This window comes from Neorhizobium galegae bv. orientalis str. HAMBI 540, assembly GCF_000731315.1.
Taxonomy (GTDB): Bacteria; Pseudomonadota; Alphaproteobacteria; order Rhizobiales; family Rhizobiaceae; genus Neorhizobium; species Neorhizobium galegae.
Genome location: NZ_HG938353.1, coordinates 753,984 through 779,303, shown reverse-complemented (window position 1 = coordinate 779,303; position 25,320 = coordinate 753,984). Strand labels below are relative to the sequence as shown.

39 protein-coding genes are annotated in these 25,320 nt (G+C 61.6%); 17 read left to right on the top strand and 22 right to left on the bottom strand.

Annotated features, from left to right (window positions below; genetic code table 11):
* Positions 1 to 43 precede the first annotated feature (43 nt).
* Together RG540_RS03945 and RG540_RS03940 are read right to left on the bottom strand one after the other, a co-directional pair.
* A complete protein-coding gene (locus tag RG540_RS03945; protein WP_038584817.1) occupies positions 44 to 376 on the bottom strand; it encodes a TraR/DksA family transcriptional regulator in 333 nt (110 codons plus the stop codon).
* Positions 377 to 390: 14 nt separating this feature from the next.
* A complete protein-coding gene (locus RG540_RS03940) occupies positions 391 to 801 on the bottom strand; it encodes a universal stress protein (protein WP_038584815.1) in 411 nt (136 codons plus the stop codon).
* Between the two features lie 194 nt (positions 802 to 995).
* Here RG540_RS03940 and RG540_RS03935 point away from each other — a divergent pair, with 194 nt between their 5' ends.
* On the top strand, positions 996 to 1,859 hold the full coding sequence (locus RG540_RS03935) for a VOC family protein (RefSeq protein WP_038584812.1): 864 nt from the start codon (positions 996 to 998) through the stop codon (positions 1,857 to 1,859).
* A gap of 140 nt (positions 1,860 to 1,999) precedes the next feature.
* Entirely contained in the window at positions 2,000 to 3,106 is a 1,107-nt protein-coding gene (locus RG540_RS03930) for an AI-2E family transporter (protein WP_407668896.1), read from the top strand.
* A gap of 2 nt (positions 3,107 to 3,108) precedes the next feature.
* Here the strand turns inward: RG540_RS03930 and RG540_RS03925 are convergent, their stop codons facing one another.
* On the bottom strand, positions 3,109 to 3,501 hold the full coding sequence (locus RG540_RS03925) for a DUF930 domain-containing protein (RefSeq protein WP_038584808.1): 393 nt from the start codon (positions 3,499 to 3,501) through the stop codon (positions 3,109 to 3,111).
* Positions 3,502 to 3,609: 108 nt separating this feature from the next.
* Between RG540_RS03925 and RG540_RS03920 the strand changes: the two genes are divergently transcribed.
* The 4 genes from RG540_RS03920 (at position 3,610) to RG540_RS03905 (ending at position 7,341) form a co-directional block, all read left to right on the top strand.
* On the top strand, positions 3,610 to 3,831 hold the full coding sequence (locus tag RG540_RS03920; RefSeq protein ID WP_038584806.1) for a type II toxin-antitoxin system HicB family antitoxin: 222 nt from the start codon (positions 3,610 to 3,612) through the stop codon (positions 3,829 to 3,831).
* An 82-nt stretch (positions 3,832 to 3,913) separates the two neighbouring features.
* Positions 3,914 to 6,022 (top strand): S9 family peptidase, encoded by a 2,109-nt coding sequence (locus tag RG540_RS03915; protein ID WP_038584803.1) that lies wholly within the window; start codon positions 3,914 to 3,916, stop codon positions 6,020 to 6,022.
* 233 nt (positions 6,023 to 6,255) lie between these two features.
* Positions 6,256 to 6,771, top strand: a complete 516-nt coding sequence (locus RG540_RS03910; RefSeq protein ID WP_038584800.1) for a DUF1697 domain-containing protein — start codon at positions 6,256 to 6,258, stop codon at positions 6,769 to 6,771.
* Between the two features lie 294 nt (positions 6,772 to 7,065).
* Positions 7,066 to 7,341 (top strand): hypothetical protein, encoded by a 276-nt coding sequence (locus RG540_RS03905; RefSeq protein WP_038584797.1) that lies wholly within the window; start codon positions 7,066 to 7,068, stop codon positions 7,339 to 7,341.
* Between the two features lie 9 nt (positions 7,342 to 7,350).
* Here the strand turns inward: RG540_RS03905 and dmeF are convergent, their stop codons facing one another.
* From dmeF to RG540_RS03885, 4 genes are all read right to left on the bottom strand, one after another.
* Complete coding sequence (gene dmeF / locus RG540_RS03900) at positions 7,351 to 8,325, bottom strand: CDF family Co(II)/Ni(II) efflux transporter DmeF (protein ID WP_038584794.1); 975 nt, start codon at positions 8,323 to 8,325, stop codon at positions 7,351 to 7,353.
* Positions 8,326 to 8,345: 20 nt separating this feature from the next.
* Positions 8,346 to 8,618: a Ni(II)/Co(II)-sensing transcriptional repressor DmeR gene (gene dmeR / locus RG540_RS03895; protein WP_038584791.1), complete on the bottom strand. Its 273-nt coding sequence runs from the start codon at positions 8,616 to 8,618 to the stop codon at positions 8,346 to 8,348.
* Positions 8,619 to 8,713: 95 nt separating this feature from the next.
* Positions 8,714 to 9,055, bottom strand: a complete 342-nt coding sequence (locus tag RG540_RS03890; RefSeq protein ID WP_038584788.1) for a type II toxin-antitoxin system PemK/MazF family toxin — start codon at positions 9,053 to 9,055, stop codon at positions 8,714 to 8,716.
* Positions 9,052 to 9,270, bottom strand: coding sequence for an antitoxin MazE family protein (locus tag RG540_RS03885; RefSeq protein WP_038584785.1), 219 nt, complete (start codon positions 9,268 to 9,270; stop codon positions 9,052 to 9,054). Before RG540_RS03885 ends, RG540_RS03890 begins: the two co-directional genes overlap by 4 nt.
* Before the next feature lie 123 nt (positions 9,271 to 9,393).
* Here RG540_RS03885 and RG540_RS31045 point away from each other — a divergent pair, with 123 nt between their 5' ends.
* Both RG540_RS31045 and RG540_RS03875 read left to right on the top strand, forming a co-directional pair.
* Positions 9,394 to 9,945 (top strand): hypothetical protein, encoded by a 552-nt coding sequence (locus RG540_RS31045; protein ID WP_051909231.1) that lies wholly within the window; start codon positions 9,394 to 9,396, stop codon positions 9,943 to 9,945.
* Positions 9,946 to 10,098: 153 nt separating this feature from the next.
* Entirely contained in the window at positions 10,099 to 10,512 is a 414-nt protein-coding gene (locus RG540_RS03875; protein ID WP_038541031.1) for a MerR family transcriptional regulator, read from the top strand.
* A 19-nt stretch (positions 10,513 to 10,531) separates the two neighbouring features.
* Here RG540_RS03875 and RG540_RS03870 read toward each other — a convergent pair whose 3' ends face one another.
* On the bottom strand, positions 10,532 to 10,894 hold the full coding sequence (locus RG540_RS03870; protein ID WP_038584782.1) for an HVO_A0114 family putative DNA-binding protein: 363 nt from the start codon (positions 10,892 to 10,894) through the stop codon (positions 10,532 to 10,534).
* The gene (locus RG540_RS03865) at positions 10,881 to 11,174 is read right to left on the bottom strand and encodes a toxin-antitoxin system TumE family protein (RefSeq protein ID WP_038584779.1); all 294 of its coding nucleotides are present in this window, start codon (positions 11,172 to 11,174) and stop codon (positions 10,881 to 10,883) included. The genes RG540_RS03870 and RG540_RS03865 overlap by 14 nt, the downstream gene beginning before the upstream one ends.
* Positions 11,175 to 11,294: 120 nt before the next feature.
* Here RG540_RS03865 and pip point away from each other — a divergent pair, with 120 nt between their 5' ends.
* Together pip and RG540_RS03855 are read left to right on the top strand one after the other, a co-directional pair.
* Complete coding sequence (pip, locus tag RG540_RS03860; protein WP_244446617.1) at positions 11,295 to 12,281, top strand: prolyl aminopeptidase; 987 nt, start codon at positions 11,295 to 11,297, stop codon at positions 12,279 to 12,281.
* 186 nt (positions 12,282 to 12,467) lie between these two features.
* Positions 12,468 to 12,956, top strand: coding sequence for a GNAT family N-acetyltransferase (locus RG540_RS03855; protein WP_407668864.1), 489 nt, complete (start codon positions 12,468 to 12,470; stop codon positions 12,954 to 12,956).
* Between the two features lie 16 nt (positions 12,957 to 12,972).
* Here RG540_RS03855 and RG540_RS03850 read toward each other — a convergent pair whose 3' ends face one another.
* The 5 genes from RG540_RS03850 to RG540_RS03830 form a co-directional block, all read right to left on the bottom strand.
* Complete coding sequence (locus RG540_RS03850; RefSeq protein ID WP_038584774.1) at positions 12,973 to 13,302, bottom strand: type II toxin-antitoxin system HicB family antitoxin; 330 nt, start codon at positions 13,300 to 13,302, stop codon at positions 12,973 to 12,975.
* On the bottom strand, positions 13,299 to 13,553 hold the full coding sequence (locus RG540_RS03845) for a type II toxin-antitoxin system HicA family toxin (protein ID WP_038584771.1): 255 nt from the start codon (positions 13,551 to 13,553) through the stop codon (positions 13,299 to 13,301). Before RG540_RS03845 ends, RG540_RS03850 begins: the two co-directional genes overlap by 4 nt.
* A gap of 44 nt (positions 13,554 to 13,597) precedes the next feature.
* Positions 13,598 to 14,512 (bottom strand): cytochrome c, encoded by a 915-nt coding sequence (locus RG540_RS03840; protein ID WP_038584768.1) that lies wholly within the window; start codon positions 14,510 to 14,512, stop codon positions 13,598 to 13,600.
* Positions 14,513 to 14,592: 80 nt separating this feature from the next.
* Positions 14,593 to 15,033, bottom strand: a complete 441-nt coding sequence (locus RG540_RS03835) for a c-type cytochrome (RefSeq protein WP_038584765.1) — start codon at positions 15,031 to 15,033, stop codon at positions 14,593 to 14,595.
* Between the two features lie 179 nt (positions 15,034 to 15,212).
* Positions 15,213 to 15,845 (bottom strand): LysE family translocator, encoded by a 633-nt coding sequence (locus tag RG540_RS03830; RefSeq protein WP_038584762.1) that lies wholly within the window; start codon positions 15,843 to 15,845, stop codon positions 15,213 to 15,215.
* Between the two features lie 135 nt (positions 15,846 to 15,980).
* Between RG540_RS03830 and RG540_RS03825 the strand changes: the two genes are divergently transcribed.
* Positions 15,981 to 16,670 (top strand): helix-turn-helix transcriptional regulator, encoded by a 690-nt coding sequence (locus RG540_RS03825; protein ID WP_038584759.1) that lies wholly within the window; start codon positions 15,981 to 15,983, stop codon positions 16,668 to 16,670.
* A 96-nt stretch (positions 16,671 to 16,766) separates the two neighbouring features.
* Positions 16,767 to 17,411 (top strand): ThuA domain-containing protein, encoded by a 645-nt coding sequence (locus RG540_RS03820; protein ID WP_038584756.1) that lies wholly within the window; start codon positions 16,767 to 16,769, stop codon positions 17,409 to 17,411.
* 2 nt (positions 17,412 to 17,413) lie between these two features.
* On the opposite strand, the gene RG540_RS03815 is transcribed toward RG540_RS03820, so the two are convergent.
* The 5 genes from RG540_RS03815 to RG540_RS03795 form a co-directional block, all read right to left on the bottom strand.
* On the bottom strand, positions 17,414 to 18,256 hold the full coding sequence (locus RG540_RS03815; protein ID WP_038584753.1) for a metallophosphoesterase: 843 nt from the start codon (positions 18,254 to 18,256) through the stop codon (positions 17,414 to 17,416).
* A gap of 76 nt (positions 18,257 to 18,332) precedes the next feature.
* Positions 18,333 to 18,779, bottom strand: a complete 447-nt coding sequence (locus RG540_RS03810; protein WP_038584750.1) for a type II toxin-antitoxin system VapC family toxin — start codon at positions 18,777 to 18,779, stop codon at positions 18,333 to 18,335.
* On the bottom strand, positions 18,776 to 19,042 hold the full coding sequence (locus RG540_RS03805; protein ID WP_038584748.1) for a type II toxin-antitoxin system Phd/YefM family antitoxin: 267 nt from the start codon (positions 19,040 to 19,042) through the stop codon (positions 18,776 to 18,778). The genes RG540_RS03810 and RG540_RS03805 overlap by 4 nt, the downstream gene beginning before the upstream one ends.
* 79 nt (positions 19,043 to 19,121) lie before the next feature.
* On the bottom strand, positions 19,122 to 19,493 hold the full coding sequence (locus RG540_RS03800; RefSeq protein ID WP_080724877.1) for a nuclear transport factor 2 family protein: 372 nt from the start codon (positions 19,491 to 19,493) through the stop codon (positions 19,122 to 19,124).
* A 107-nt stretch (positions 19,494 to 19,600) separates the two neighbouring features.
* On the bottom strand, positions 19,601 to 20,203 hold the full coding sequence (locus RG540_RS03795; protein ID WP_038584745.1) for a superoxide dismutase: 603 nt from the start codon (positions 20,201 to 20,203) through the stop codon (positions 19,601 to 19,603).
* Between the two features lie 189 nt (positions 20,204 to 20,392).
* Between RG540_RS03795 and RG540_RS03790 the strand changes: the two genes are divergently transcribed.
* The 4 genes from RG540_RS03790 (at position 20,393) to RG540_RS03775 (ending at position 22,334) form a co-directional block, all read left to right on the top strand.
* Positions 20,393 to 20,707, top strand: a complete 315-nt coding sequence (locus RG540_RS03790) for a hypothetical protein (RefSeq protein ID WP_038584742.1) — start codon at positions 20,393 to 20,395, stop codon at positions 20,705 to 20,707.
* Positions 20,708 to 20,858: 151 nt separating this feature from the next.
* The gene (locus RG540_RS03785; RefSeq protein WP_407668863.1) at positions 20,859 to 21,605 is read left to right on the top strand and encodes a sulfite exporter TauE/SafE family protein; all 747 of its coding nucleotides are present in this window, start codon (positions 20,859 to 20,861) and stop codon (positions 21,603 to 21,605) included.
* A gap of 130 nt (positions 21,606 to 21,735) precedes the next feature.
* Positions 21,736 to 22,020 (top strand): ribbon-helix-helix domain-containing protein, encoded by a 285-nt coding sequence (locus tag RG540_RS03780; protein ID WP_038584739.1) that lies wholly within the window; start codon positions 21,736 to 21,738, stop codon positions 22,018 to 22,020.
* The gene (locus RG540_RS03775) at positions 22,017 to 22,334 is read left to right on the top strand and encodes a type II toxin-antitoxin system RelE/ParE family toxin (protein ID WP_046601542.1); all 318 of its coding nucleotides are present in this window, start codon (positions 22,017 to 22,019) and stop codon (positions 22,332 to 22,334) included. Before RG540_RS03780 ends, RG540_RS03775 begins: the two co-directional genes overlap by 4 nt.
* Before the next feature lie 36 nt (positions 22,335 to 22,370).
* On the opposite strand, the gene RG540_RS03770 is transcribed toward RG540_RS03775, so the two are convergent.
* Entirely contained in the window at positions 22,371 to 23,255 is an 885-nt protein-coding gene (locus RG540_RS03770) for a branched-chain amino acid aminotransferase (RefSeq protein ID WP_038584736.1), read from the bottom strand.
* Between the two features lie 169 nt (positions 23,256 to 23,424).
* Here RG540_RS03770 and tam point away from each other — a divergent pair, with 169 nt between their 5' ends.
* The gene (gene tam, locus RG540_RS03765) at positions 23,425 to 24,195 is read left to right on the top strand and encodes a trans-aconitate 2-methyltransferase (RefSeq protein ID WP_038584733.1); all 771 of its coding nucleotides are present in this window, start codon (positions 23,425 to 23,427) and stop codon (positions 24,193 to 24,195) included.
* 29 nt (positions 24,196 to 24,224) lie between these two features.
* Here tam and RG540_RS32245 read toward each other — a convergent pair whose 3' ends face one another.
* The gene (locus RG540_RS32245) at positions 24,225 to 24,371 is read right to left on the bottom strand and encodes a hypothetical protein (RefSeq protein WP_155414791.1); all 147 of its coding nucleotides are present in this window, start codon (positions 24,369 to 24,371) and stop codon (positions 24,225 to 24,227) included.
* A 20-nt stretch (positions 24,372 to 24,391) separates the two neighbouring features.
* Complete coding sequence (locus RG540_RS03760) at positions 24,392 to 25,279, bottom strand: alpha/beta fold hydrolase (RefSeq protein ID WP_038592986.1); 888 nt, start codon at positions 25,277 to 25,279, stop codon at positions 24,392 to 24,394.
* Positions 25,280 to 25,320: the final 41 nt, after the last annotated feature.

Genomic DNA, 25,320 nt, shown 5'->3' with positions numbered 1-25,320 from the left:
GGCGGAAGGCAAGAGAGGGAGGATTCACATTCCGTTTCCCGCGTTAAACTTCCTCCGACACCTCGGCGGCGCAGGCCTGGCAAAGGGGCGTGTGCGGCACGGCATCCAGGCGCTGCTCGGCGATCGACCGGCCGCATCTGGCGCAGATGCCGAACGTGCCGGCGGCGATGCGGTGAAGTGCCGCATCGATTGCCGCAAGCTCCCGTTCGCCGGTTTCGCCGAGTTCTTCCAGTACTTCGTCATTGTTGCGTTCGACGGCGCGGTCGTCGTCATTAGGATTGCGGGGCGTGACGAAATCCTGTTCGATGCGGCTCAGGCGGCCTTCCAGCTCCGCCTTCCTCGCCCTTAGAACGCTGCCATATCTTGACGTATCCATGGATCCGTTCCTTCTCAGCGGTCGACGAGGACCGAGCATGTGGCGTGGCGCACGACGCGGTCGGCAGTGGCACCGATCAGGTAGTTCGACAGGTCCGGGATATGCGAGGCGACGATGATCAGATCGGCGCCCTGCTCTTCCGAAGCGGCCAGGATTTCGCGCGCCGGCGCGCCCTGGCGGATTTCGATATCGGCCTCGATGCCGGCTTTTTCGCGAAGCTCGACGAGTTGCCGTTCGGCATCCTGACGGGCCGCAACTGTCAGATCGATGGTCAGCTCGGAGACGAGATAAGCGGGCATATCCTCGACCACGTTGACGATCAGGATCGTGCCGCCCGTGTCGAGCAGGTTCGCCGCAGTGCGCAGGATGCGCTCGCCCTTTTCCAGAGCGGAAACATCCACCGCGACGATGATCTTCTTGTACATGCGATCTCCTTCCTGCTTTTCACCATTGTAGCTTCGTATGGTCCAAACCGCCTTGACCAAGGTCAAACCCGCCCATTGTCCACAATTTGGAGACGATCCATCGCCAGTTCGCGCCCTATCGTGAACGATGGGCATGGGCCATATAAGATGCAACAGGGCGTTTCGATCCGCCCGGCGCCCGAAAGGATTTCGATATGTCCGACGTCATGCAACCCTTCGCCCTGACCCGCCCGGCCCATATACGCGGCGCGCATCTGGTCGTCAGCGACCTGGCCCTGGTTTCCGGCTTCTACCAGAACATTATCGGCCTGAAGGTCATCGAAAAGAACCCGAGCGGCGAAGTGCTGGGCGTTAACGGCCAGCCGCTCCTGACTCTTTCGACCGGCAAAAACGTTGCCCGTGCGCCGCGCAATGCCGCCGGCCTGTTCCACACTGCTTTCCTGGTGCCAAACCGGCAGGAGCTAGCCCACTGGCTGGCACATTCCGCCGACAACAATATCCGGCTGGAGGGTGCCTCCGATCACCTCGTCAGCGAGGCGATCTATCTATCCGACCCTGAAGGCAACGGAATCGAGATCTACCGCGACCGAACCCCGCAGGAATGGACCTATCAGCCGGACGGCACGATCGCCATGGCGACGGAACGCCTGAACCTGCAGGAACTCTACAACAGCGCTCCGAAGCAGTCTTTCGACGGCATGGCGGACGGCACGGCCGTTGGTCATATCCATCTGCAGGTCGGCGATATTCCGCAGGCAGACGCCTTCTATCGCGACGTGCTGGGCCTGAAGGTGATGGCGCGGTATCCGGGCGCCAGCTTCTTTGCAACCGGCGACTACCACCACCATATCGCCGCCAATATCTGGAACAGCCGCGGCGCAAAAGCTCGCGAAAACAATATGACCGGGCTTTCGGATTACACGGTCCGGTTCAACGACAAAGCGGCGCTCGACAGGGCGCTGACGGCGCTCGCAACCCAGGAAATCGCCACGACCAAGACCGCCGAAGGCTGGTCGCTGAAGGACCCGTGGGGCATCGGCCTGACGCTCGCCGCCTGAGTACCGTACCTCGTTCCGCCCGACAGCGGCGCTCCGGAACCGGAGTGCCGCTTTCGCGTTGAGAGCGATCACGGGGACCTCTGGACACGAAAAACATGAGCGCGCGCGGCAATGGCAAGCTGAAGAAACACCTGACGGAGATGCCGGCCCAGCGCAAGGAGGCGCTGCTGCACCCGGAAGAGATCGACGTGGTGGAGAACCTGCCGCTTGGGCGCGAGGCGCTGGACGTCGCGATGGCCTGGGCGGTGATCGGCATTTTCGCGATCGTGTTCTTCTCGCTCGTCCATTACATGTCGCTGATCCTGATCCCCGTCACGCTCGCCGTCGTCGTCGGCCTGATCCTCGGGCTGGTCGCGGATCGTCTCGGCAAAGCCGGCGTGCCCCGTTTCGGCATTGCCTTCATTCTCTCGACGCTGGTCTTCGCGGCCCTGTTCCTGATCATCAATTCGCTTGCTGAACCGGTCGCGAAGCTGATCCAGGAAGGCCCGAACTTCATCGAGCGGACCATCGACCGCATCAAGCCCTTCCTTGAAAGCCAACATTGGATCAACGTCTCGCCCGCGACATTCGAGACCGGGCCGATGTCGATGCAGTCGCTGATCGAGAATTCCGGCAATATTCTCGGCATCGTCACCGCCAACCTGACGCCGGCGATCGTCCAGGGAATGATCTTCTTTGCGGCCCTGCTGCTCTTCCTCTACGGCCGGCTACGGCTGCGGCGCACCATCATTCTCGCCTTCCCGACACGCCGGCAGCGGCTGATGGCAATCCGGGTGCTCAACTCGATCGACGAGGTGCTCGGCTATTATTTCGCGACGGCCAGCCTCCTCTATCTGGGGCTTGGGGTGGTAATGGCGCTGATCGCCTATTTCGGCGGGCTTTCCATGCCTGTGCTATGGGGCCTGTTCGCCTTCGTCTCAAGCTTCATCCCGTTCGTCGGCATCACGCTGATGACGGTTTCGGTAGCGATCGCCGGCATTCTCACCCATGACGCTTTCTTCCTCGGCCTGATCCCGGCGGCTATTTTCTTCACCGTCCACCTTGCGATGGAGAACCTGCTCTTCCCGGCGATCATGGGCCGGCAGTGGGAGATCAATCCCTTCATCGTCTTCATCGCCATCCTGTTCTGGACCTGGATGTGGGGTGCGGTCGGGGCGATGCTCGCCCTGCCGCTTTCCCTCATCATGATGACGGTGCTGAATGAGCTTTTCCCCGACCGGAAGACGGTGCCGCATCTGCCGGGATGACCTCAGTCGTAGAGGTAATACTTTTCCCACTCTTCGCGCGGGACTTTCGAACCGATCTTGTAGTCGAAGGACATCACTTCCAGGCCCTTGTCGCCGGTCTCGCACTTGTATTTGAGCCGATACCAGTCGCCGGCACTGCGGAAAACAGCGCCCGGTGCCCGGATGGCGTTGCCATCTTCGACCGGCTGGGAAAAGGTATAAGCGATCACCTTGTCCGGCTTGAACTCGCCCTTGTTGTCCTTTTTGATGCGATCCATCGCCTCGATATCGCAGCGCTGTTCGCGCCGTTCATCCGGGGCGAGCGCATCGAGCTGCCGGACGATGTGGGCATCGAGAGCATGCGCCGGTAGGGCGGAAAGAAGAGCCAATGCTGCGAGTGACCAGGTTTTTATCATGTCATTTCCTATCCAATATGACTCGGACGGCCGGAAACTATGAGACGGTTACGCAATTGACCACCTACCAGAACGGGAAATAGGATGATGTGATCAAGGGGGTGAACAATGACCAAACTGCGCTACCCGGTTCTCGTCTCACCGCTCCTTCCAGAAGATGGCGGCGGTTTTCTGGCGACCGTACCTGATCTTCCCGGCTGCATGAGCGATGGCGAGACTCCGCAGGATGCCATTTCCAACGTACAGGACGCGATCGAAAGCTGGATCGAGGCCGCACATGATGTGGGCCGAGATATTTCCCAACCTTCATTGCAGGCCGCCCTCGGCTAAGCATTCCAGAAGCAACCCGCTTGCCTAGCGCCCAGGCGCCCCCTATCTCTGGCACTCCTCGCCTCATAACCGGAGTGCTTCCTTGGCCACCTCCCGCCTATCGCCTTTCGCCAATCTTCCTGCCGCTCCCGTTGCGCCCAAGAAGCCGGTCTCCGATACCCGCCACGGCATTACCCGCACCGACGACTATGCCTGGTTCCGGGCTGATAACTGGCAGGCGATGTTCAAGGATCCGTCGCTCCTCGATCCGGAAATCCGCAAGCATCTGGAGGCCGAGAACGCCTATATGGAAGCGGCCATGGGCGACACGGCCGAGCTGCAGAAAAAGCTGTTTGCCGAGATGCGCGGCCGCATCAAGGAAGACGACAGCTCCGTGCCGATGAAGGACGGGCGGTTCGCCTATGGCACGCTGTTCGTGACCGGCGGCGAGCAGCCGCATTATTTCCGCACCCCGCGCGACGGTGGCGAAAAACACCTCCTGCTCGACGGGGACAAGGAAGCCGTGGGCAAGGACTATTTCCGCCTCTCCGGCATCGACCACACGAGCGACCATTCCCGCGGCATCTGGGGTTACGACGACAAGGGGTCGGAATATTTCACCCTGCGCATCCGCGACCTTGCCACGGGCGAAGACCTTGCCGACGTGGTCGAGAATACCGGCGGCGGCGGGGTCTGGGCACCTGACGGCAAGAGCTTCTTCTACACGCTGCAGGACGAGAACCACCGGCCCTCGAAAGTCTTCCACCACATCGTCGGCCAGCCGCAATCGGAAGACCGGCTGGTCTATGAGGAAGAGGACCCGGGCTTCTTCATGGGCGTCGGCGGCTCGCTGCTCGACGACTTCATCTATATCGACATCCACGACCACGAAACGTCGGAATATCGGCTGCTCTCGACCAGGGACCTGACGGTCGAGCCGGCGTTGGTTGCGGCACGCGAAGAAGGCATCGAATATTCGATGACCGAAGGCGGCGACGTCTTCTACATCCTCACCAATGACGGCGACGCCAAAGACTTCAAGATCATGCAGACGCCGGTTAACGCGCCGGGCAAGCAGAACTGGACCGAGGTCGTGCCGCACGAGCCGGGCCGGCTGATCATCAGCCACATGGCGTTCGCCCGTTATCTTCTGTGGCTGCAGCGCAAGGACGGGCTGCCGCAGATCATCATCCGCGACCGGACGACCGGCGAGGAACATGCGATCGCCTTTGCCGAAGAGGCCTATTCGCTCGGCCTGCAGGGGGCCGCCGAATACGACAGCGACGTCATCCGCTTTTCCTATTCGTCGATGACGACGCCGAGCCAGCTCTACGACTACGACATGAGGACCCGCGAGCGGGTGCTTCTGAAGACCCAGGAAGTGCCGTCGGGCCACAATCCGGACGATTACGTCACCCGCCGGGTGATGGCGCCGGCGCATGACGGCGAACTGGTGCCGGTCTCGCTGCTCTACCGGAAAGATACGCCGCTCGACGGTTCGGCGCCCTGCCTGCTTTACGGCTACGGCGCCTACGGCATCACCATTCCGGCCGGATTCTCGACCAACAACCTGTCGCTCGCGGATCGCGGCTTCGTTTATGCCATCGCCCATATTCGCGGCGGCAAGGACAAGGGTTTTGCCTGGTACGAGACCGGCAAGATGGAGCACAAGCAGAACACGTTCAAAGACTTCATCGCCGCTGCTGATTATCTGAATCAAGAGAAGTTCACGTCCTACGCGAACATCATCGCCGAAGGCGGATCGGCCGGCGGCATGCTGATGGGCGGCATCGCCAACATGGCACCGGAAAAATTCGCCGGCATCATCGCCGCCGTGCCCTTCGTTGATGTCTTGAACACCATGCTCGACGACACGCTGCCGCTGACCCCGCCGGAATGGCCGGAATGGGGCAACCCGATCGACAGCCTCGAAGAATACCAGTGGATCGCCGCCTACTCGCCTTACGACAATGTCGAGGCGAAACCCTACCCGCCGATTCTCGCCATTTCCGGCCTGACCGACCCGCGCGTCACCTACTGGGAGCCGACCAAGTGGGTCGCCAAGGTCCGCGAATTCTCGACCGGCACCGCGCCGATCCTGTTGAAGACCAACATGGCGGCCGGCCACGGCGGCAAGTCGGGACGCTTCCAGCGGCTGGAGGAGATCGCGTTCGAATATGCGTTTGCAATCAAGGTGGCGGGGAAGATGTAGCAGCCTTGAGGGGCGGCGGCATATCGAACGTCGACTGATCGCGGGCAACACCTTTGTTCCCTCATTCCTGTGCTTGTCACAGGAATCCAGCTACGCGAAGTCCTTCGCGTGAAAGGGTCTCCCGCGCCGCAGACGCGGCGCTGCTGGATCCCTGTGACAAGCACAGGGATGAGGAGAGGTGGGTGTGTAGCCGTTCCCCACTTTACGGCTGAGGGAAGGTAGGAGGAGAATCGATGACTGTCTACATTGCCCTGCTCCGCGCCGTGAATGTCTCCGGCACGGCACTCCCGATGACCGAACTGAAGTCCATCTGCGAAGGGCTCGGCTTCACCGACGTCAAGACCTATATCCAGAGCGGCAATGTACTGTTCCGGTCCGACGAGGCGGAGGCGAAGGTTGCCGAGAAGCTTGACGAGACCCTCGGCAAAAAATTCGGCAAGAAGCCGGGCGTCATGGTTCGTTCGACGCAGGAGCTGGAGGCGATCGTCGAAAATGCGCCCTTCCCCAAGGCCAAGCCGAATTTCCTACTTGTGCTTTTCCTGCCCGAGAAGGCCACCAAAGATGCACTCGACAAGATGGTCGCGCCGGATGGCGAGGAAGCCGTCATCGCCGGGCGCGAGATCTATGTCCATTATCCGATCGGCTCGGGCAAATCGAAACTGAAGCTTCCGGCCCTGAAACCGGGCACGTCGCGCAATTTCAACACGGTTCGCAAGCTCGCCGAAATGGCCCGCGCCATGGAAGGCTGAACGTCCGACGGCAGGCATCGTCATTCCGATCGTCTGCCATGCTGTCATCTTTCACCTCCCGGGCGTGGCTCGGTCTTCGCCCGCCAGAGCGACTTTATCTTGAGCGGCCGGAAACCGCAGGCGATATCCGGCAGGTTTACCAACAACTGGAACGGATACGGAACGCAGCGAACAGCCGTTCATTGTCATTTTTTTGTCAAGCCCCTGCCGTCAAACCGCAACATCAGGCGCAAGCCTCGCGCAAGCTTCGTGCGTTAACTATTTGTTAACCATTCTGAACACGGGCGTTTCGCCATGAAGATCGATAGCGGCCTCAACGGCTATTATTATCCCAACCGGGCACAAGAGATGGACCGGAAAGTCGAAGAAGCGCCCCAGCGTGAAGCCGTCGCCGCCCAGCGTTCTCCGAACGCTTTGACGGGAAGCAGTACGCTGCTGTCGTCTTCGCTTGCCAATGCGCTGTGGGTCATGGAAATCGACGACGCGGGTTCCGCAAACGTCGACATGCAGGTCCGAGGCATTAGGAAGGACTGGGTCGAAGGCCGTTACCAGGAATTCGCCGAATTCTAATAAGTCCGACTACGCCGTTCCAGCCGGCGTGACTTCCACCGTCACATGCGACAGATCCCGGATGCTCCGGAGCTTATCCTTGTAGAAGGACGGCGCCCGGGGGTTTGGCGTGACCAGCGCGACGATTGCCGCATGGTGCCCCGGCCCCACCTGCCAGACATGCAGGTCGGAAATCCTGTCCTCCTCCGTCTCAACGCTCCGGCGGATTTTGCCCGCCAACTCCGCGTCATCCGGCTGTGCATCCAGCAATATCGTCGCAGTCACCCGGATCAGCCCCCAGGACCAGCGCGCGATCACCAGGCCGCCAACCACGCCCATGACCGGATCCAGCCAGGACCAGCCATAGGAGCGACCGAGAGCGAGCGCGACGATCGCCAGCACCGAGGTCAGCGCATCGGCAAGAACATGCAGGTAGGCGGCGCGCAGATTGTGATCCTTGGCAGCCCCGTGCGCATGGGCGCCATGATGTCCGTGATGGCCGCCGTGATGATGACCGCCGTCATGGGCATGGCCACCGTGATGGGGATGATGATCCTCCCGCAGCAGCCAGGCGCTGAGCAGGTTGACCGCCAGCCCGGCCACGGCCACGAAGATCGCCTGGTCGAAATCGATCGCCACCGGGTTGGCGAGACGGACAAAACTCTCCCAGGCGATCAGCAGCGCGATCAGGGCGAGCACGATGGCGCTCGCGAAGCCAGCGAGATCGCCAAGCTTGCCGGTGCCGAACGTGTAGCGCGGATTGCGGGCCTGGCGGCGGGCATAGAGATAAGCGAGCGCCGCAATCAGCATTGCGCCTGCATGAGTGGACATATGCCAGCCGTCGGCGGTCAGCGCCATCGAACCGAAGACCGAGCCGGCGACGATTTCCGCCACCATCATCGCGGCGGTCAACGCGATCACCAGCCAGACCTTGCGCTCGTTGCGCTCGTGGTCGGCGCCCAGAAACACGTGCTCGTGCTTCAGCTCCTCGATGGAATGGGCCATTGTCTTCTCCTTCGTCTCGATCAGCGGATATAGGTGCGGAGCGCCTCGGCGAGCTCGTCCACCGCCTGCGCCCTCTGTTTCTCGTCATCGGCATGCAGCACATGCTCGCGCAGATGATCCTCCATGACTTCTCCGGTGAGCCCGGAAAGCGCGCCACGGATCGAGGCGAGCAATTGCAGCACCTCGCCGCAGGGCGCCTCGGCCTCGAGCGCTCGCTCGACCGCCTCCATCTGCCCCTTCAACCGGCGCACCCGCGCCAGAAGCTTTGCCTTTTCCCGGATGGTATGCGCCATGAGCGTCTCCGCGTAATATAGGGGGGTACCCTATATTCTTATAGACCTAATTGCAATTGAGTCCAGTTTTCCGGTCGAGGGGGTTTGAAGCAGACCTAAGCCAAACGTGGAGACGCGAGACCAAGGAAAACCAGCGCGGAGCGATTGAGGCGCAGGATGTCGTCGTCGCGCAGCCGCCCCAAACGTTCACCGATCTTGCTGCGGGGAACTGTGGCGATCTTGTCGACCGTCAGCCATGAAGCCTGATGCAGGCCATTGCGTTCATCAGGCCGGACATGGAGACGGAACAGCGGAGCATCCACTTCGTAGGTCGTGAAGATGCAGATCGTGACCGAATCCGTTCCACCGAAGCTATCATCCTGCACCACGACGCAGGGACGCGGCTTACCAGCATAGTCATTACCGCCGGAAACAGTCCAGACCTCGCCGCGCTTCACTCGTCGGCCCAGTCCGCAATAGAATCGACAAAGGCCTGGTCTTCGGCGGCACCGGCACTTGCAGCCGTGGCGAGCGATTGGCGGTATGCCTCCGCCTTAAAGGCAGCAGACCGGACATCGGGAACCCAGATTTGCACAGGCCGCAGGCCTTGGTCTCGCAACCGCTCTCGGTGTTGCCGAACCTTTTCTCGCGATGACTTAGGCTTTGCTGGCATGAAAAGCACCTATGGTTACATGTAACCATACCCAGGCTACCGATATTTCACAAGTGGAATCCGAAAGCTCCGTGCACGTTTCGGGACCTAAGCCACTAGTGGTCCCACACGAGGAGAGTCGCGATGACGACGATTGGCAGCACCAACCCATATTATGCATCTCTTTATGGTGTCCTTGGCAAGAACGGCGGCGACAAGAATGCTTCGGGCGGCAGCGCCAATGACTACGCAGCACCGCGGCAGTCCGTATCGGGCGGCATGACCGGCAGCGACACGGTGTTCGGCGCAAAACTGGCCGATAGCCTCTGGACGATGGAAAGCCAGGGTGTCGACATCGACCAGAACCCCGGCGATACCTGGCTTGGCGAGGCGCCCTCGACGAAATACGAGGACGAGTTCATGGGTCTCGCCAAGAAGACCTTCGCCGAGCGCATCCGCGAACAGTATCTCAAGGACAAGGATCTCACCGAAGACGATCTCAAGACCATGTCGGCGGAAGACCGCGAAGCGATCGAGGCCGAGATCCGCAAGGCGATCCTCGAAGCCATGGGCGTCAACGGCGAGAAACAGGAAGCCGCGATGGACATGGGCGGCAATCCAGCAGCCCTTGCACAGGGCAACGCGCAGAAACAGCAGCAGAACGGCATCGAGGACGATCCGCTGCTCTCCATGTAAGATTATAGAGCCTTCAGCGGCTGCAGCCTTGTCAGTCAGGGCTGTAGCCGTTTTACGTTGGCGATCGGCGCCATGTCCCCCCGCTTGCCTTCATGCCGATGACTGACTAGATAGTTCCTCTAGTGACTAGAGCTACAAGAGGAATTTTCAGCCATGCTGTCGATCGGCGATCTTTCGAAACGCACCGGCGTCAAGGTGCCGACCATCCGTTATTACGAGCAGATGGGCCTTATCGAAGCGGCGGAACGTTCGGAGGGCAACCAGCGGCGGTATGAGCGAAACGACCTCGAACGGCTCGCCTTCATCCGCCACGCCCGCGACCTCGGGCTCGACATTCCGGCGATCCGCGAACTGATCGCGCTCAGCCAGCACCCCGACCTCCCCTGCGTCAACGCCGACAGGATCGCCGCCGATCATCTGGTCGCCGTGCGCGAAAAGATCGAAAAGCTGAAGAAGCTGGAGCACGAACTCGAACGGATCATCTCGCACTGCGACGGCCATTCGATCGAGGACTGTTATGTGATCCGGGCGCTGTCGGACCACGGGCTGTGCGAGGGGGAGCATTGACGGGCGGCGACGGCTTGCCTCAAGCGGCAGCCTCGATGTCGAATTCCAGGTGGATACGATCATAGGGAAAGACGATCCCCCCGCCCTCGGCCTTATCGATAACGCCACTGACCAGCAACATGTCCACGTCGCTGTGCACACCCTTGAAATCCCGGTCGACCCTGCGGGCCACCTCTCGAATGCTCAAAGGCCCCTGGCCCGTCATAGCCTGCACGATTTCGAGCCGTTTCGGCGCCAGAACACGATGAAGCATCTCCCAGGACGGAAAGGACAATACACTCATTGCGGGCCTGCGCTTACCGACTTTGGACGCCTTGACGGCTTCAGAAACCGATGCCATGGACTGTTCGAGCGTTTCGATCTTCACCTTAAGCGTTGTCACGCAGCCATCCTCTCACGTCGGCAGTGAAATCGGCCAAGAGCTGGTCGATATCCTTGAAAAAATAGGCTGTTTCCAGCGTACCGAAATGCCTGTGATCGCCTTTTCCGGCTTCATTGTCATATCGCAACACGCACTCGCCTCCGGCCACCAGCGCCATGCTGTACTTGAATTCATGAGCGCTTCCGCGTAGCGAAGCCGGCACCTGCCAGATCACGACTTCAACGAACACGCCTTCCCGCAGATAGCTACGCGTCCTCTGAACCAGTGTCGCTTTCGCCATTCGAGGCCTCGTGATGCCTGATGTAATATACTCCATCACGAGCAATCGGCAAGCAGGAAGGCGCCTATCGGAACCGCGCATTGGACGGGCGGGGTGGAGACGCAACGGGAAGGAATGCAGATGACCGAACAGATGCCAACCACGCCGCCCACCCTCTTCCCCGCCCTCGCCCCATACCAGACCGGCTTCCTCGACAGGCCCGACGGCAACCGGATCTTCTTTGCCCTCTCCGGCAACCCCAACGGCAAACCGGCGCTCCTGCTGCATGGTGGCCCCGGGTCGGGGATGTCGGACAGCGCCAGGCGGCATTTCGATCCGGCGGTGTGGCGCATCATCCAGTTCGACCAGCGCGGCTGCGGCAAAAGCACGCCGAATGCCGGCGATTTCGGCAACGCGCTTGCCGATAACACGACGCAGCATCTGATCGACGACATAGAGGCTTTGCGGGAGCAGTTACAGGCGGAACGCTGGCTGGTGTTCGGCTCCTCCTGGGGCGCTACGCTGGCGCTTGCCTATGCGCAGGCGTTTCCCGAACACGTCCGCGCGGTCATCCTTGCCGGCGTCACAACGACACGCTGGGCCGAGATCGACTGGCTCTATAACGGGCTGTCGATCTTCCTGCCGGAGGCCTGGGAAAAGTTCGTCGCGGCCATTCCGGAGCCCTTGCGCGACCGCCATCCCGTTTCCGCCTACCATGCGCTTCTCAACGACGACGACCCGGCCACCCGCCAGAAAGCCGCTTTCGACTGGCATCATTGGGAAACAGGCTCGATCTCGGCGGAACCGCAGGCAGGACTGCCGGCCCGCTGGCAGGATGCGGCTTTCGTGCTCGCCCGGGCGCGGCTCTGCGTCCACTATTTCGAGAACCGCGCCTGGCTGGAGGATGGCCAGCTTTTGCGCGAGGCCCGCAGGCTTGCCGGGATACCCGGCGTGCTGATCCAGGGCCGGCTCGACCTGCAGGGGCCGCCGGCGACGGCTTTCGATCTGGCAAAAGCCTGGCCCGGGAGTGAGCTGGCGATGATCGAGAATGCCGGCCATTCGACCGCCGACCGGGGCATGACGGAGGCGATCATGGTGGCCGCCAACCGTTTCGCGGATCACGCTTGACAAGGTTTGAGATCGGGAGCATCTAGGCGCCATGATCAACACGCGCACGACCACCGCCTGCTCGTATTTTTGGGCCTTCCTTTAAAGGGCGGCTCGACAGATCACCATGTCAACAAGCCGCCGTCAGGCGGCTTTGTTGTTTCAAACGGCACCTGACGGCAAGAAGACCGAAAAAGGATGCCGGAAATGACCGAAGATACCGATATCACCCTGCCCCGCCCGCCGGTCGTGACGATCCGCAACGCGAAATCGCGCGACCTGCCGGAACTCAACGAGATGATCGCGCTGCTCGCCGCGCATCACAACGACCCCGCCGCCATCACCCCAGAAAAACTCGAGCGCGACCTGTTCGGCGCCATGCCCTGGATCAGCGCGCTTGTCGCCGATACCGGCTCGGATCTGATCGGCTACGCCATCCTCGTGCCGCTCTACCGGGCGCAGGAAGGTACCCGCGGCATGGACCTGCACCACCTCTTCGTGCGCGACGGCCATCGCGGCCACGGCATCGGCCAGCATCTTGTGTCACGCGCCCGCGAAATCGCCAAAAATGTCGGCTGCGATTATCTTTCGGTCAGCGCCGCCACCGGCAATTTCGCCGCCCACCGCTTCTACGAACAGATGGATTTCAAGCCGCGCCCGGTCACCGGCATGCGCTATACGCAGGCGCTCGCGTGATATCCGCGGCCGAGGCCTATCCGGCGGCCTTGGCCAGGACTTCGCCTGCCCATTCGTTGAGGCTCTTTCCAGCAAGCTCGGCTGCCTTTGCGGCTCGGGCATGCACGTCGGGGTCGATGCGAAACATCACCCGGCCGGAATAGGGCTTGTGCGGCGATCTTCCGAGCCGCTCACAGGTTTCCAGATAATCGTCGACCGCCTCGTGGAAGGCGGTCTTGAGATCGGCGACGGAATCGGCGTGAAAGCCGACGACATCGGCAATGCCGGCGATGTGCCCGACAAAAATCTCATCTTCGGCATCGAATTCGATACGGGCCGAGTATCCCTTATATTCCAAGACATTCATGGCTCTATTCCTAACTGAGACAGAAAAAGCCGCGCATCCTTGATCTGATATCGCTTCGCTTCCTTATCCGGGTGGGGTCGATGGAAGAACGCGACCAGTCCGTCTTTTTCAAAACGAACTCGCGAGCCGTTGCCCTCCAGCAGACGGCATCCAATGGCGATCAAAAGATTTTCGACGTCGCTCCAATCGATGGACGGCGACACCGGATCCCGAAATATGGCGCCAAGCGTCTTGCGCTGCTTGCTGTTCATGCTAGCACTTTAATCCATGCTAGCAGATTTTGCAAGCAATCCACCTATCGCGACGGCACCGTCTTCAGATAGGCCGCGATCGCTTCGAGATCGCTTTTCGGCAGATGCGCGAGGTTCTGCTGCACTTCAACCATGGAGCCGCCGACCGTGTCGAAATCCGGGGTGAAACCGGTTTCGAGATAACCGGCGATGTCGCTCTCGCTCCAGGAGCCGATATCCTTCGAGCCCGGCGTGATATTGGGAATGGTTCCCTTGCCTTCCGGGTTCGGGCCGCCGGCGAGCCAGCGGTCGGGGAGAAAACCGCCCGTCGCGTCGCGCGGTGTATGACATTCGCCGCAATGGCCAGGCCCTTCGACCAGGAACTGGCCGCGCCTGACCTTGTCGTCGGCCGACGCGAGCTGCACCCGCGGCTGATCGCTGAAATAGAGGAATTTCCAGCCGCCGACCGCCAGCCGGATATTAAAGGGGAACGGCAGCTCGTGCGGCGGCGCGACATTGGTGCTCGCCGGCAGGGTCTTGAGGTAACCAAAGAGATCGTTGACGTCCTTGGCCGAGAGCCTGGAATAGGAGCCGTAGGGGAAGGACGGGAAGAGGTGTTTGCCGTCCGGCCCGACGCCGCGGGTGGTGGCATTGCCGAACTGCGCCAGCGTCCAGTCGCCGATGCCGGCTTTCGGGTCGGGCGAGATATTGGGAATATGGAACGTGCCGAACGGGCTCGGCAGTGGCCTGCCGCCGGACAAGACCTTCAGGGCATCGCCGGTGGCACCGGTTGCGGCATGACAGCCTGCACAGCCGCCGGCCCAGAAAAGCTGTTCGCCCTTGGCGAGATCCGGCGCGCCGAGACCTGCCCAATGGGAATCCGGATAGGGATCGGGCTTGGTCAGCGCCCAGGCGGTGGCTGCACCCGCAGCGATCACCACGACGCCAGCCGCCAGGATCTTGGACAAAATCGAGGCCATCGCCTTCCTCCAGCGTAACGAGATCATACGAGGGCGGCCGCAGAAGACTGCGGCCGCCTTTCATTCGAAGATAGGTACAGTTACTTCAGGCGAAAGTTCTGATGGCAGGTGCTGCAGTTGCCACCGAGTGTCTGCAGGGCCTTGCCGACAGCGGCTTGGTCTGCCGGCATGGACGCCAGAACAGCCTCCGCATCGGAACCGAGCTTCTGTGCGTTCCCACGGAATTCGGCGTTCTTTTCCCAGATGGCCGGTGCCGCCTTGGTCTTGTCGCCGGTCTCGGAGCCCGCCGGGAACTGATCGGGGAAGGCCTTGATATTGGTGCTGATCGTGGTCAGTGCCGTGCGGACCACAGCCTGATCATAGGGCTTTTCGCCCTTGGCGATACCGCCGAGCGCGCCGGCTGCGCCGCCAATACCCTTCATCAGCGCCTGGCGCTTGGCAATCGGGGTTTCCTGCGCGGTCACGGCCGTAAAGCCAAGACAGAGTACGGCCGCGGCGGCGGCAATCAGTTTAAACTTCATCCATTCCTCTCCTCATCGAGCCGGTCACGCCGGCGCAGTTTTGCGAGGATCATGATTGCCGGCTTATGCGTTTGAAAAAAGTAACTTTTCTGTCATGACGCCGCGAGCGGGCCGCCTGTTGCCGGGCGGGCACGGAATATGAAGGAACTGTGTCCGGCGGGACGGCCGCCGCCTGCCCTTTAGGCCATCACCCCTTCCCAGAGCGTCAGTATGGAAACGGCAAGCAGCAGCAGGCCGGCGATCCGCCCGACCCAGATCGTTGCATTGCCGTTGCCGACCAGGAATTTTCGCGCGTGGCCGGCGGCGGCGGCGAGACCGCCATAGATCGCGAACTGGGTCGCGGCCGTCATCGCCGCCATGATTGTCGCCTGCGGGGCGAGCGGCCCGAAATCCGGCCGCAGGAACTGCGGATAGACGGCAAGCATGAACAGATAGGCCTTGGGATTGATGAGGCACGTCACCGCGCCGCGCCGGAACGCTTCCCAGTTCGAGCGGGTATCCGCCGGACCGACATGATCGACGGTGATCGAACTGCGGATCAGGCTGACGCCGATCCAGGCCATGTAGAGCGCGCCGACGATCAGCAGCGGCTTGAACAGCACAGGCATCAGGCTTGCGAGCAGCCCGACGCCGACCGCGCCGTAGAGCGAGTGCACCAGCCCGCCGGCGATGATGCCGGCAGTTGCGGCAAGCCCCGCCGTTCGGCCGCGGGTCAGCGAGTTGGCGAGCACGAAGATCATGTCCATCCCCGGCACGACGATGATGCCGAAGAGAAGCGTGAAAAAGAGCCAGAGGTTTTCGGTATAGGTCATGTCAGTTTCCAGAGCCTTGGATAATCGACTTCGAATGCCGAAGCCTTGTTTTTCAATTGGATATGCGCTCCTATACGGCAGCCCAACTGACAGCGTGTTGTCAGTAGCCATCGTCTGGCCACAAGGAAACCCGGCATGCGCAAGGCCTCGCGCCTGTTCGAGATCATCCAGATTCTCCGGCTCGCGAAAAAGCCGGTGACGGCGGCGGAAATCGCCGTGCAACTGGAAGTCACCGTGCGCTCCATCTACCGGGATATCGCGGCGCTTCAGGCGATGCGGGTGCCGATCGAAGGCGGGCGCGGCATCGGTTATATCCTGCGCCCCGGCTTCACGCTGCCGCCGCTGATGCTGTCGATCGAGGAGACGGAGGCGATCGTGCTCGCGCTGGCGCTGCTGGAACGGACCGGCGACACGGAGTTGCGGCAGGCGGCCAAGCAGGTCAACCGCAAGATCGCCGCCGTGGTGCCGGCGCCGCTTGCCGGCACGTTTTCCGCCAATGCGCTGCATGCCTGGGGCTCGATCGCACCGGTGCCGGACGCGCTCGACCTTGCGATGGTCCGCCGGGCGATCCGCGACGAGCAGAAGCTGGCGCTCGACTACCGCGACGAACAGGCCCGGGCCACGGAACGGACGATCCGGCCGGTGGCGCTGATCTATTATTCGCAGACGGCCAATATCGTCGCCTGGTGCGAACTGAGGCAGGCGATCCGCAATTTCCGCGCCGACCGGGTGGAGCATTGCGAGCTCGCTGACGGCTTCTTCCGCGGCGAAGGCGAAAAACTGCGGTCGCTGTGGGTTCAGGGCTGGACCAGTCCGCCGATGTGACCGCCCCGTGACCTTCGCCCTCCCCTGACAGCCGGCGGCTTTGTCCCTATGGTGCGCCCGCTTCGTCAGGAATCAGCAGGGCATGGGAGACATCGAATGCGTAAGGCAATCATCGTCTGGGGCGGATCGAAGATCCATGAGCCGGAGGAATGCGCCGGCATTACCGGCGCCATCCTTCGCGAGGACGGGTTTTCGGTCGAGATTACGGGCGATCTCGACATCTTCGGCTCCCAGACCATCGCCGCTGCCGACCTGCTGGTGCCGATCATTACCGGCGAAAAGCTGGAAAAGGTGCATGCCAATGCGCTTGCCGAGGCGGTGCGCGGCGGGCTTGGGCTTGGCGGCCATCACGGGGCGCTTGCAACCTCCTTCAAGGAGAGTGCTGCCTTCCGTTATCTGGCCGGGGTCACCTGGGTGGCGCATCCCGGCAATATCATCGACTACCGCGTCAACGTCACTCGCCCCAACGATCCGGTGATGCAGGGCATTGCGGATTTCGACTACCGGTCGGAGCAGTATTATCTGCATTACGACCCGTCGGTCGAAATCCTCGCGACGACGACCTTTTCAGGCGAATATGACGAGGCGGTGCGCAATGTGACGATGCCCGTCGTCTTCAAGCGTCATTTTGGCAAGGGACGGATCTTCTATTCGGCGCTCGGCCATGTGGCGGCCGAATTCGAGCATCCGCATATGCGCAGCATCCTGCGGCGCGGGCTTTCCTGGGCCGCGCGCCGCTGAGCCTAGAGAGCGAGGGTGCGGCTTTCCTCTCGGCCATAACCGATGATCTCGATCCGGTCGCCGAATACCTCGATCACCGCGAAGGTATTTTCCGCCTCGGTATCGACCATGCCCTTGAAGTTGACGTACCAGGTGTTTCCGGCACGGCCGAGATTGCCGACGTGGTTATGGCCGTTCAGATAGGCGATGACATTGCCGGAGCGAGCGAACAGATCGGTCAGCCGCTCGGCACTCCAGAGATTGTGCTCGTTTTCGGGGTAAAGCGGATAGTGGCCCATGACCACGACCTTCTCGTCCGCAGCACTTGCCCGCGCAAGCACCGCCTCCAGCCAGGCGAACTGTTCGTCGCTGATGCCGCCGTTCCATTCCTTGGCGTTGATCGCGCCTTCGGCCAGCAATGTCTTCAGCCGCTGCTGCGCCAGCGTGTGGCGCGGATGGCCTTCCGGGGTTGAAAACAGGCTGATTTCGTTGCCATCGATCACCACGAAGCGAAAGCCGCCGCGGGCAAAATCGTGCCAGGCGGCCGGCATGCCGAGCCGTTTGTGGACATCGCCGAGCTGCGTCGGCGCGACGAAGAAATCGTGGTTGCCCGGCATCAGAAAGCTCTCGTGACGCAGGCCCTGATAGACGGCAAGCACCGGATCGTAGCTCTCCCAGCCGCGGTCGATGAGATCGCCGAGCGTTACCACGAAGGAGAGATCCTCGCCATTCAGCACGCCGATCGCCTGGCGCAGTTTATCGAGGCTGTTGGCATAATAGCGGTTCATTTCCAGCCATGGCGGCAGGTCGGCATATTGCGGATCGGCGATCACGCCGAAGCGGAGGAGCGGTTTTTCGTGGGGCATTTCGCGGAGGTAATCGGTGGCTGTGACAGGCGTGTGACATGGTCGGGATGGCGGCAGCGGGCCGGCCTTTGCAGCATCAGAGCAACAATTCGTCGGGTGACTTCACCGCCACGCCGAAAGGGAGGAAGTGCTTGAGGTTATGGGTGATGATCGTCAGCCCGCGAAGGCTCGCGGTTCCGGCGATCATGGCATCCGCCATGCCGGGACTATGACCGGCGGATATGACCCGGGCTTCCAATCTGCCGGATTCCAGCGCCGTCTCAGCATCGAACGGCAGGATGCGATCGCCATATCCTGCAATCAGTCCCTGCAGAAAAAGCTCGATGAGTGTCGCCTTCGAGGTCGCGCCCCTGCCTTCCAACAATCGAATGCCCTTTTCGATCTCATGGATGGTCACCGCAGACAGATAGATCGTCTCAAGCTTTTCCTGCTCCTCGACCCAGCCGGCAAATGCCGAAGAGGTACCGGCCTTCGAGGGTGAAAACATCGAAACGGCATTGGTATCGAGAAGAAACCCCGTCACAGATCGGCCTCGCGGCTCGGTGCGGGATTTCTGGCGAAGACGTCGTCATCGATGTCGATATCAGCCGGAAAACTCCTGAGATACCGGACAAAACTGGGACGATCCTTCCGCAGCGCCTTCCTTGCCACCTCCGCGGCCTCGACGCTGACGATCACGGCTGCCGGCTTGCCGTGCCGGGTGATCGTCACGAATTCGCCTGCGGCCGCCTGATCGACAAAGCCGGAAAAGCCCGCCTTGACATTCTTCAAACTGACTTCCGACAATTCAACCTCCAAAATGGTCACTTATGACTATTTTGGATCATTGCGCGGGAAAATCAAGCGGGCCGTGAAAACCCATCCTTCAAGCAATCACCGTTCCCTGGTGAAAGACGATCTTCCAGCCCGTCGCCGTGCTCCTCCAGAACGTGGAGCGCCGGCTGAGGCGGTCGGGTTCCTCCAGGACATACGACAGATGGTAGAGGTCGTCGGCGAGGCGGCTGACGGTGAAATCCCGGCAGGGCCAATCGTGAGGCTCCGGCTCGCGGTATCGTTCGAGAAGGTTGGCGATCACGAAGTCGCGCCGGTAGACCCGGCCGCTGGCGCCGATTTCCCAAAAGGCCTCGTCGGTCATGGCTTCGAGAGCTTCCCGGCTGGTGCCGTATTCGCGTCGGTGAAAGATCGGCTCGCGGGCCGCCAATTCCGCGAGGACGGCCTCGATCGAAGGTTCGGTCATGCTGCTTCCTTTCAAAGTTGGAGGCTTCGCGAATGACAAAAAACAAAAACACCCGGCGCCTTGCGACACCGGGTATTCTCGAAAAGACCGACGATTAAGCCGCTCGATTACTTCGTGGCGGCTTCGTAGCGTTCGAGGACGTAGTCCCAGTTGATCAGGCTATCGACGAAGGCTTCGAGGTATTTCGGGCGGGCGTTGCGGTAGTCGATGTAATAGGAATGTTCCCAGACGTCGACGCCGAGGATCGGCTCTGCGCCGTGAACCAGCGGGTTCTCGCCGTTCGGGGTCTTGGAGATGACGAGCTTACCGTCTTTTACGGAAAGCCAGGCCCAGCCGGAGCCGAACTGGGTGGTGCCGGCGGCGATCAGGTCAGCCTTGAACTTGTCGTAGCCGCCGAGATCGGAGGCGACTGCCGCCTCGAGCTTGCCCGGCAGCTTGGTGCCGCCGCCGCCCTTCTTCATCCACTTCCAGAAATGGACATGGTTGTAATGCTGGGCAGCGTTGTTGAAGAGGCCCTGGTTGGTGCCGAAGGATTTCTTGACGACTTCCTCGACCGACAGATCGGCCATTCCGGCTTCGGCAGCGAGCTTGTTGCCGTTGTCGACATAAGCCTTGTGGTGCTTGTCGTGGTGGAATTCGAGCGTCTCTTTCGACATGAAGGGCGAAAGGGCTTCGTAGTCGTAGGGGAGTTCGGGAAGTTCGAAAGCCATTGGTCTACTCCTTGTTCGATAGCTACCTGGGTTCGGCAGATACCTGGGTAAAGCGTCGTGCGGGAACATAGGAGCGCAAGGCCCAAGAGGCAACGGTAACTTTGCCAAAAATCAAGCCAATCGGGTCAAGAACTTGCTGAAATTTCGAGATACAAGAAACGGGCCAGATCACGATTCGGAGCCCGTTTGATGAAGACCACTTTTGCTCTTGCCGCTGTCCTCCTCGCATCCAGCGTCACTGTTACGCACGCCGCCTCGGACGACGCCTGGTCCAATTTCCGCTCGGAGGTGGCCAAGGCCTGCGTGACCGCCGCCAAGGGGCTGATCGAGAACGGCAAGGCGCTGGTCGATCCCTTCGGCAGCCAGAGCTACGGGCTCGCCATCGTCTCCGGCAAGGCGGTCGGCGCCAACATGACGATCAGCACGATCTGCGCCTTCGACAAGAAGACCCGCAAGGCCGAGATCGGCGGCCAAATCTCCGCAGACAAGCTGACGGTGAAGTAGTCTCACCGGATCAGGCGGCGCAGATGCGCGACCACGACGACGGGCCGACAATTTTTCCGCTCGTCTGGCGACCTTCCCGCGCGAGCGAAACGGGAACCTTTCTTCGCGCCTGCGGATTGAAAGCGGACGCCCGTGGCAAAGAGGAGGCTGCATGTCATTGGACTTCCTGACGTCTGAATTCCTGATCTTCGTCGCCATCGGCTTTTTTGCACAGATCATCGACGGGGCGCTCGGCATGGCCTTCGGGGTCCTGACGACGACCAGCCTGCTTGCCGTCGGCGTTGCGCCCGCCGCTGCAAGCGCCATGACCCACGTGACGGAATGTTTCACCACCGCCGCCTCGGGCGCTTCGCATCTCTATAACCGCAATGTCGATTGGCGGCTGGTGGCAAGGCTTGCACCGGCCGGCATGGTCGGCGGGACGATCGGCGCCTTTGTTCTGTCGAATATCGACGGCAAGGCGATCGAACCCTTCGTCTCGGTCTACCTGATCGTCGTCGGCCTTTTCATCCTCTACAAGGCCTTTCAACCGAAATTTCCGCGCGACGTGCGCGACTGGATCGTGCCCTTTGTGGGCGGCGCCGGCGGACTGCTCGATGCGATGGGCGGCGGCGGATGGGGGCCGATCGTCACCAGTTCGCTGCTCGGCCGCGGTCACGACCCGAAAAAGGTGATCGGCTCCACCAACCTCACCGAATTCGCCGTCACCACGGTGATTTCCGCGACCTTCATCGTGGCGCTCGGCTGGTCGGAACTCTCCTCCGCCCTCGGCCTCATCCTCGGCGGCATCCTGGCCGCCCCGATTGGCGCCTTCATCGTCCGGCACCTGCCGGTCAAACCCCTGATGATCGCCGTCTCGGTGATCATCATCGGCACGGCCGCGGTCCGGCTTGTGTGAGGCGGCGTAGAGGGAGACTGACGCGGGGTTGCCTGTAGCACCGTGCCGCCGAACTGCTTACTAAACCCGACTGCGAAATAGCGGCCCTTGCCCAATTGTGATAGGCTTGCCCGCGAACAGGAACCGACCTATGCGCCCGAACCGATCGATTACCATCTCCCTCCCGGAAGACATGGCCGAACTCGTCCAGAAGAAAGTCGCGTCCGGCGAATTTGCTGACGAGAGCGAGGTTGTCGCCGAAGGATTGCGGTATCTGGCGGATCATGATGCGGGCATAGAGAGCTGGCTGCGGGACGAGGTCGTGCCGACCGTCACGGCGCATGATCCTTCCAAGGCAATTCCGATCAACGAAGTCCGACGGCGCATCAATGCGCATATGGATGCGCGCGACAGAGACACCCGTCTTCCCGAATGAGATACCGGGTCGTTTTCGATCAGGCAGCGGATGCCGACCTTGCCGAACTCTATGACTACATCGCTCCGAAAGCCGGCCGTGCCATTGCCCGGCGCTATATCAACGAGCTCGTCGGCCACTGCGCGGCCTTTGAAACCTTCCCCGCCCGCGGCACGAGACATGACGAATTCGGCGCCGGCATCCGCGTCGTCGGCTTTAAACGGAAAGCCAGCATCGTCTTTCGCATTGATGCCGACCTCGTGACGATCATGCGCATTCTACATCGGGGCAAAAGCCTCGGCGGCGGGCACGACATCGAGGACGACGAATTCTAACTTATTCCCTGTGTCGCACGCCGCAGCCTGAAGGTTTCAGGCCTCGTCGCCGGGGGAGCGGGCCCAGTCCATGTAGAGTTCGAGCGCCTTGCGGGCGACCGGGCCTTCCTGGAGCTGGCGTTCCTCGAAGCGGTTGACCGGGACGATCTTGGAATAGTTTCCGGAGGTGAAGATCTCGTCGGCGTCCATGAAATCCTCGACCGTCAGGGTCGTCTCGCGCACGTCGAAACCACCGCGGCGCAGGAGGTTGATGACGCGCGAGCGGGTGATGCCGGCAAGGAAGGTGCCGTTGGCGACCGGCGTCATGATCACCCCGTCCTTGACCATGAAGATGTTCGAAGAGGCGGTTTCGGCGACATTGCCGTTCATGTCGCGTGCCAGGGCATTGTCGAAGCCGCGGTTGCGCGCTTCCATGATCATGCGGCCGCTATTGGGATAAAGGCTGCCGGTCTTGGCGCCGGTCATCGCCACTTCCGGGTTCGGGCGGCGATAGGGCGAGACGGTGAGCGACGAGGGTTTGGCGGTCTGCATCGGCGCTTCGAACAGGCAGAGCGCGAAACGGGTCGATTCCGGGTCGGCGGTGACGACGCTGTAGGGCATGCCGTGTTCCGACCAGTACATCGGCTTGATGTAGATCGCCGTCTTGCCGTCGAACTTCTTGACGCCTTCCCAGGCGAGCGCCTCGATCTCCTCGGGCTGCATCACCGGCTGCATGCCCATGTTCTTCGCCGAGCGGTTGACGCGCTGGCAATGCAGGTCGATGTCCGGCGCGATGCCGTCGAACCAGCGGGCGCCGTCGAACACGGTGGAGCCGAGCCACATTGCATGCGAGGTCGGTCCGATCAGCTTCGGATTGCCCTCCAGCCATTCGCCGTCCACGAAGGTCCAAGTGGTGGTACGCGGGGCTGTATTGACGGGCATGGCGATCTCCTTAACGCTTCAAAATTGCGGGGTGAGTGAAGTCCGGGGCCGCCACCGAGGTCAAGCGATAATATGAAATGGATCATCACAAAAATTGATATTTTTGCCCATGGAGACCGGCGCACCGGAGTGCCATGTTCCAGCGAGACACGATTGAAGGAAGCTAGAAATGGCATGGTCGGCAGAGCAATATGTGAAATTCGAGGACGAGCGGACGCGGCCCGCTCGCGATCTTCTGGCGCAGGTGCCGCTTGCCTCGGTGGCTCGCGCCTATGACCTCGGCTGCGGCCCGGGCAATTCGACGGAGCTGATCGCGGCACGTTTCGGGGCCGCCAATGTCACCGGCCTCGACAGCGACGACAACATGCTGACGGCGGCGCGCAAGCGCCTGTCCGGCACGCAATTCCTGAAGGCGGATCTCAACAGCTGGGTCCCGGAAGAACCGGCCGACCTGCTTTACGCCAACGCGGTGTTCCAATGGGTGCCGGACCATATTGCCGTGCTCGCGCGGCTGATGAACCACCTGGCGCCCGGCGGCGTGCTTGCCGTGCAGATGCCGGATAACCTCTCCGAGCCGAGCCACACGCTGATGGAGGAGACCGGTGCCGCCGGCCCTTGGAAGGCAGCCTTCGAAGGCGGCAGGGTGCGCCGCCCGGTCCTGCCGCCGCCGGCCGCCTATTTCGACCGGCTGATGCCGAAAGCCGCCCGCGTCGACGTCTGGCACACGGTCTATTACCACCCGCTCGGCGATGCGCCGGCGATCGTCGAGTGGGTCAAGGCGACCGGGCTTCGGCCTTATCTCGACGCCGCCGGCCCTGCACATGCCGAAGCCTTTGCGGCCGACTATACCGCCCGCATCGCCAAGGCCTACCCGCCGATGGCCGACGGGCGGGTGCTGTTGCGCTTCCCGCGGTTCTTCATCATCGCAGTGAAAGCCTGAAGGGCAGCTTCAAGGGGTGTCCGGGGGCTTCAAGGTGTGCCCGGGGGCGGGGCCAGCGGGTTTTGCGGCTGGGGCTGCGTGACTTCGATCCGGGCAACACCGGAATCGTTCATCCAGATGATGCTGAGGACACAACCGACCAGGATCATCAGCACCGCGACAAAAAGCCAACGCATCAAAAACTCTCCCCCGGCCTTCAACCGGAATGTACCCGGCCAAGGAAGTCGCGGATGAGCGGGGCGACCTCGTCGAGATTGGTTTCCAGCAGCCAATGACCACCATCGAGAAGATGAAGTTCTGCCCTCGGCAGGTCGCGCAGGAACGCGCGGGCGGATTTTTCCGGCATGTAGCCGTCCTGGGGACCCCAGACGATCAGGGTCGGCGGCTGGCGATCGCGCAGATATTGCTGATAACGCGGAAACCAGGCGACGTTCTCGCGCAGCCCGGCGATGACATCGACCGCGATCTGCCGCCGCTGCTCGTCCATCAGGGCCCAATGCAGTTTCCAAAGGTCGGGCGAGATGCGTTCGGCGATCTCCGGCCGCACTTCGTTGAGAAACTCCTCCCTGAAACCCTCCTCGTTGACGGCGCCGGCGATCTTGCGGCGGCCCTCCTCGGTCGGGTTGCGCCAGAACTCCTGCAGGCCGGCATATTTGGGGCCAAGCGCGTCCTCGTAGATATCGCCGTTCTGGATGATCAGCGCGGCGATCTTCTCGGGGCGCCGGATCGCCAGACGAAGACCGATCTGCGACCCGAAATCATGGAGGTAGAGCGCGAACCGGTCGAGGCCCAGCGCTTGCGTGAAGTCGTCGAGAAAGCCGGTGAACCCATCGAAATCATAGGCAAAGCCGGAGGGCGTGTCGGTATAACCCGAGCCCGGAAAATCCGGCGCGACCAGATGCCAGCGATCGGCAAGCCGGAGCATCAACTCGCGGAATTCATAGGACGAGCACGGATAGCCGTGCGGCAGCAGAAGCACGGGCGCACCGACCCTGCCCGCCTCCCGGTAAAACACCTTGATGCCGTTGAGGTCGAGCCACTTGTGTTTCACCCGCATCCTCTCCCGGGGGGCTTCGGTGGTCATGTCCATGATCATCGCTCCTTGGTTGCCAGCCCTTCAAGAAA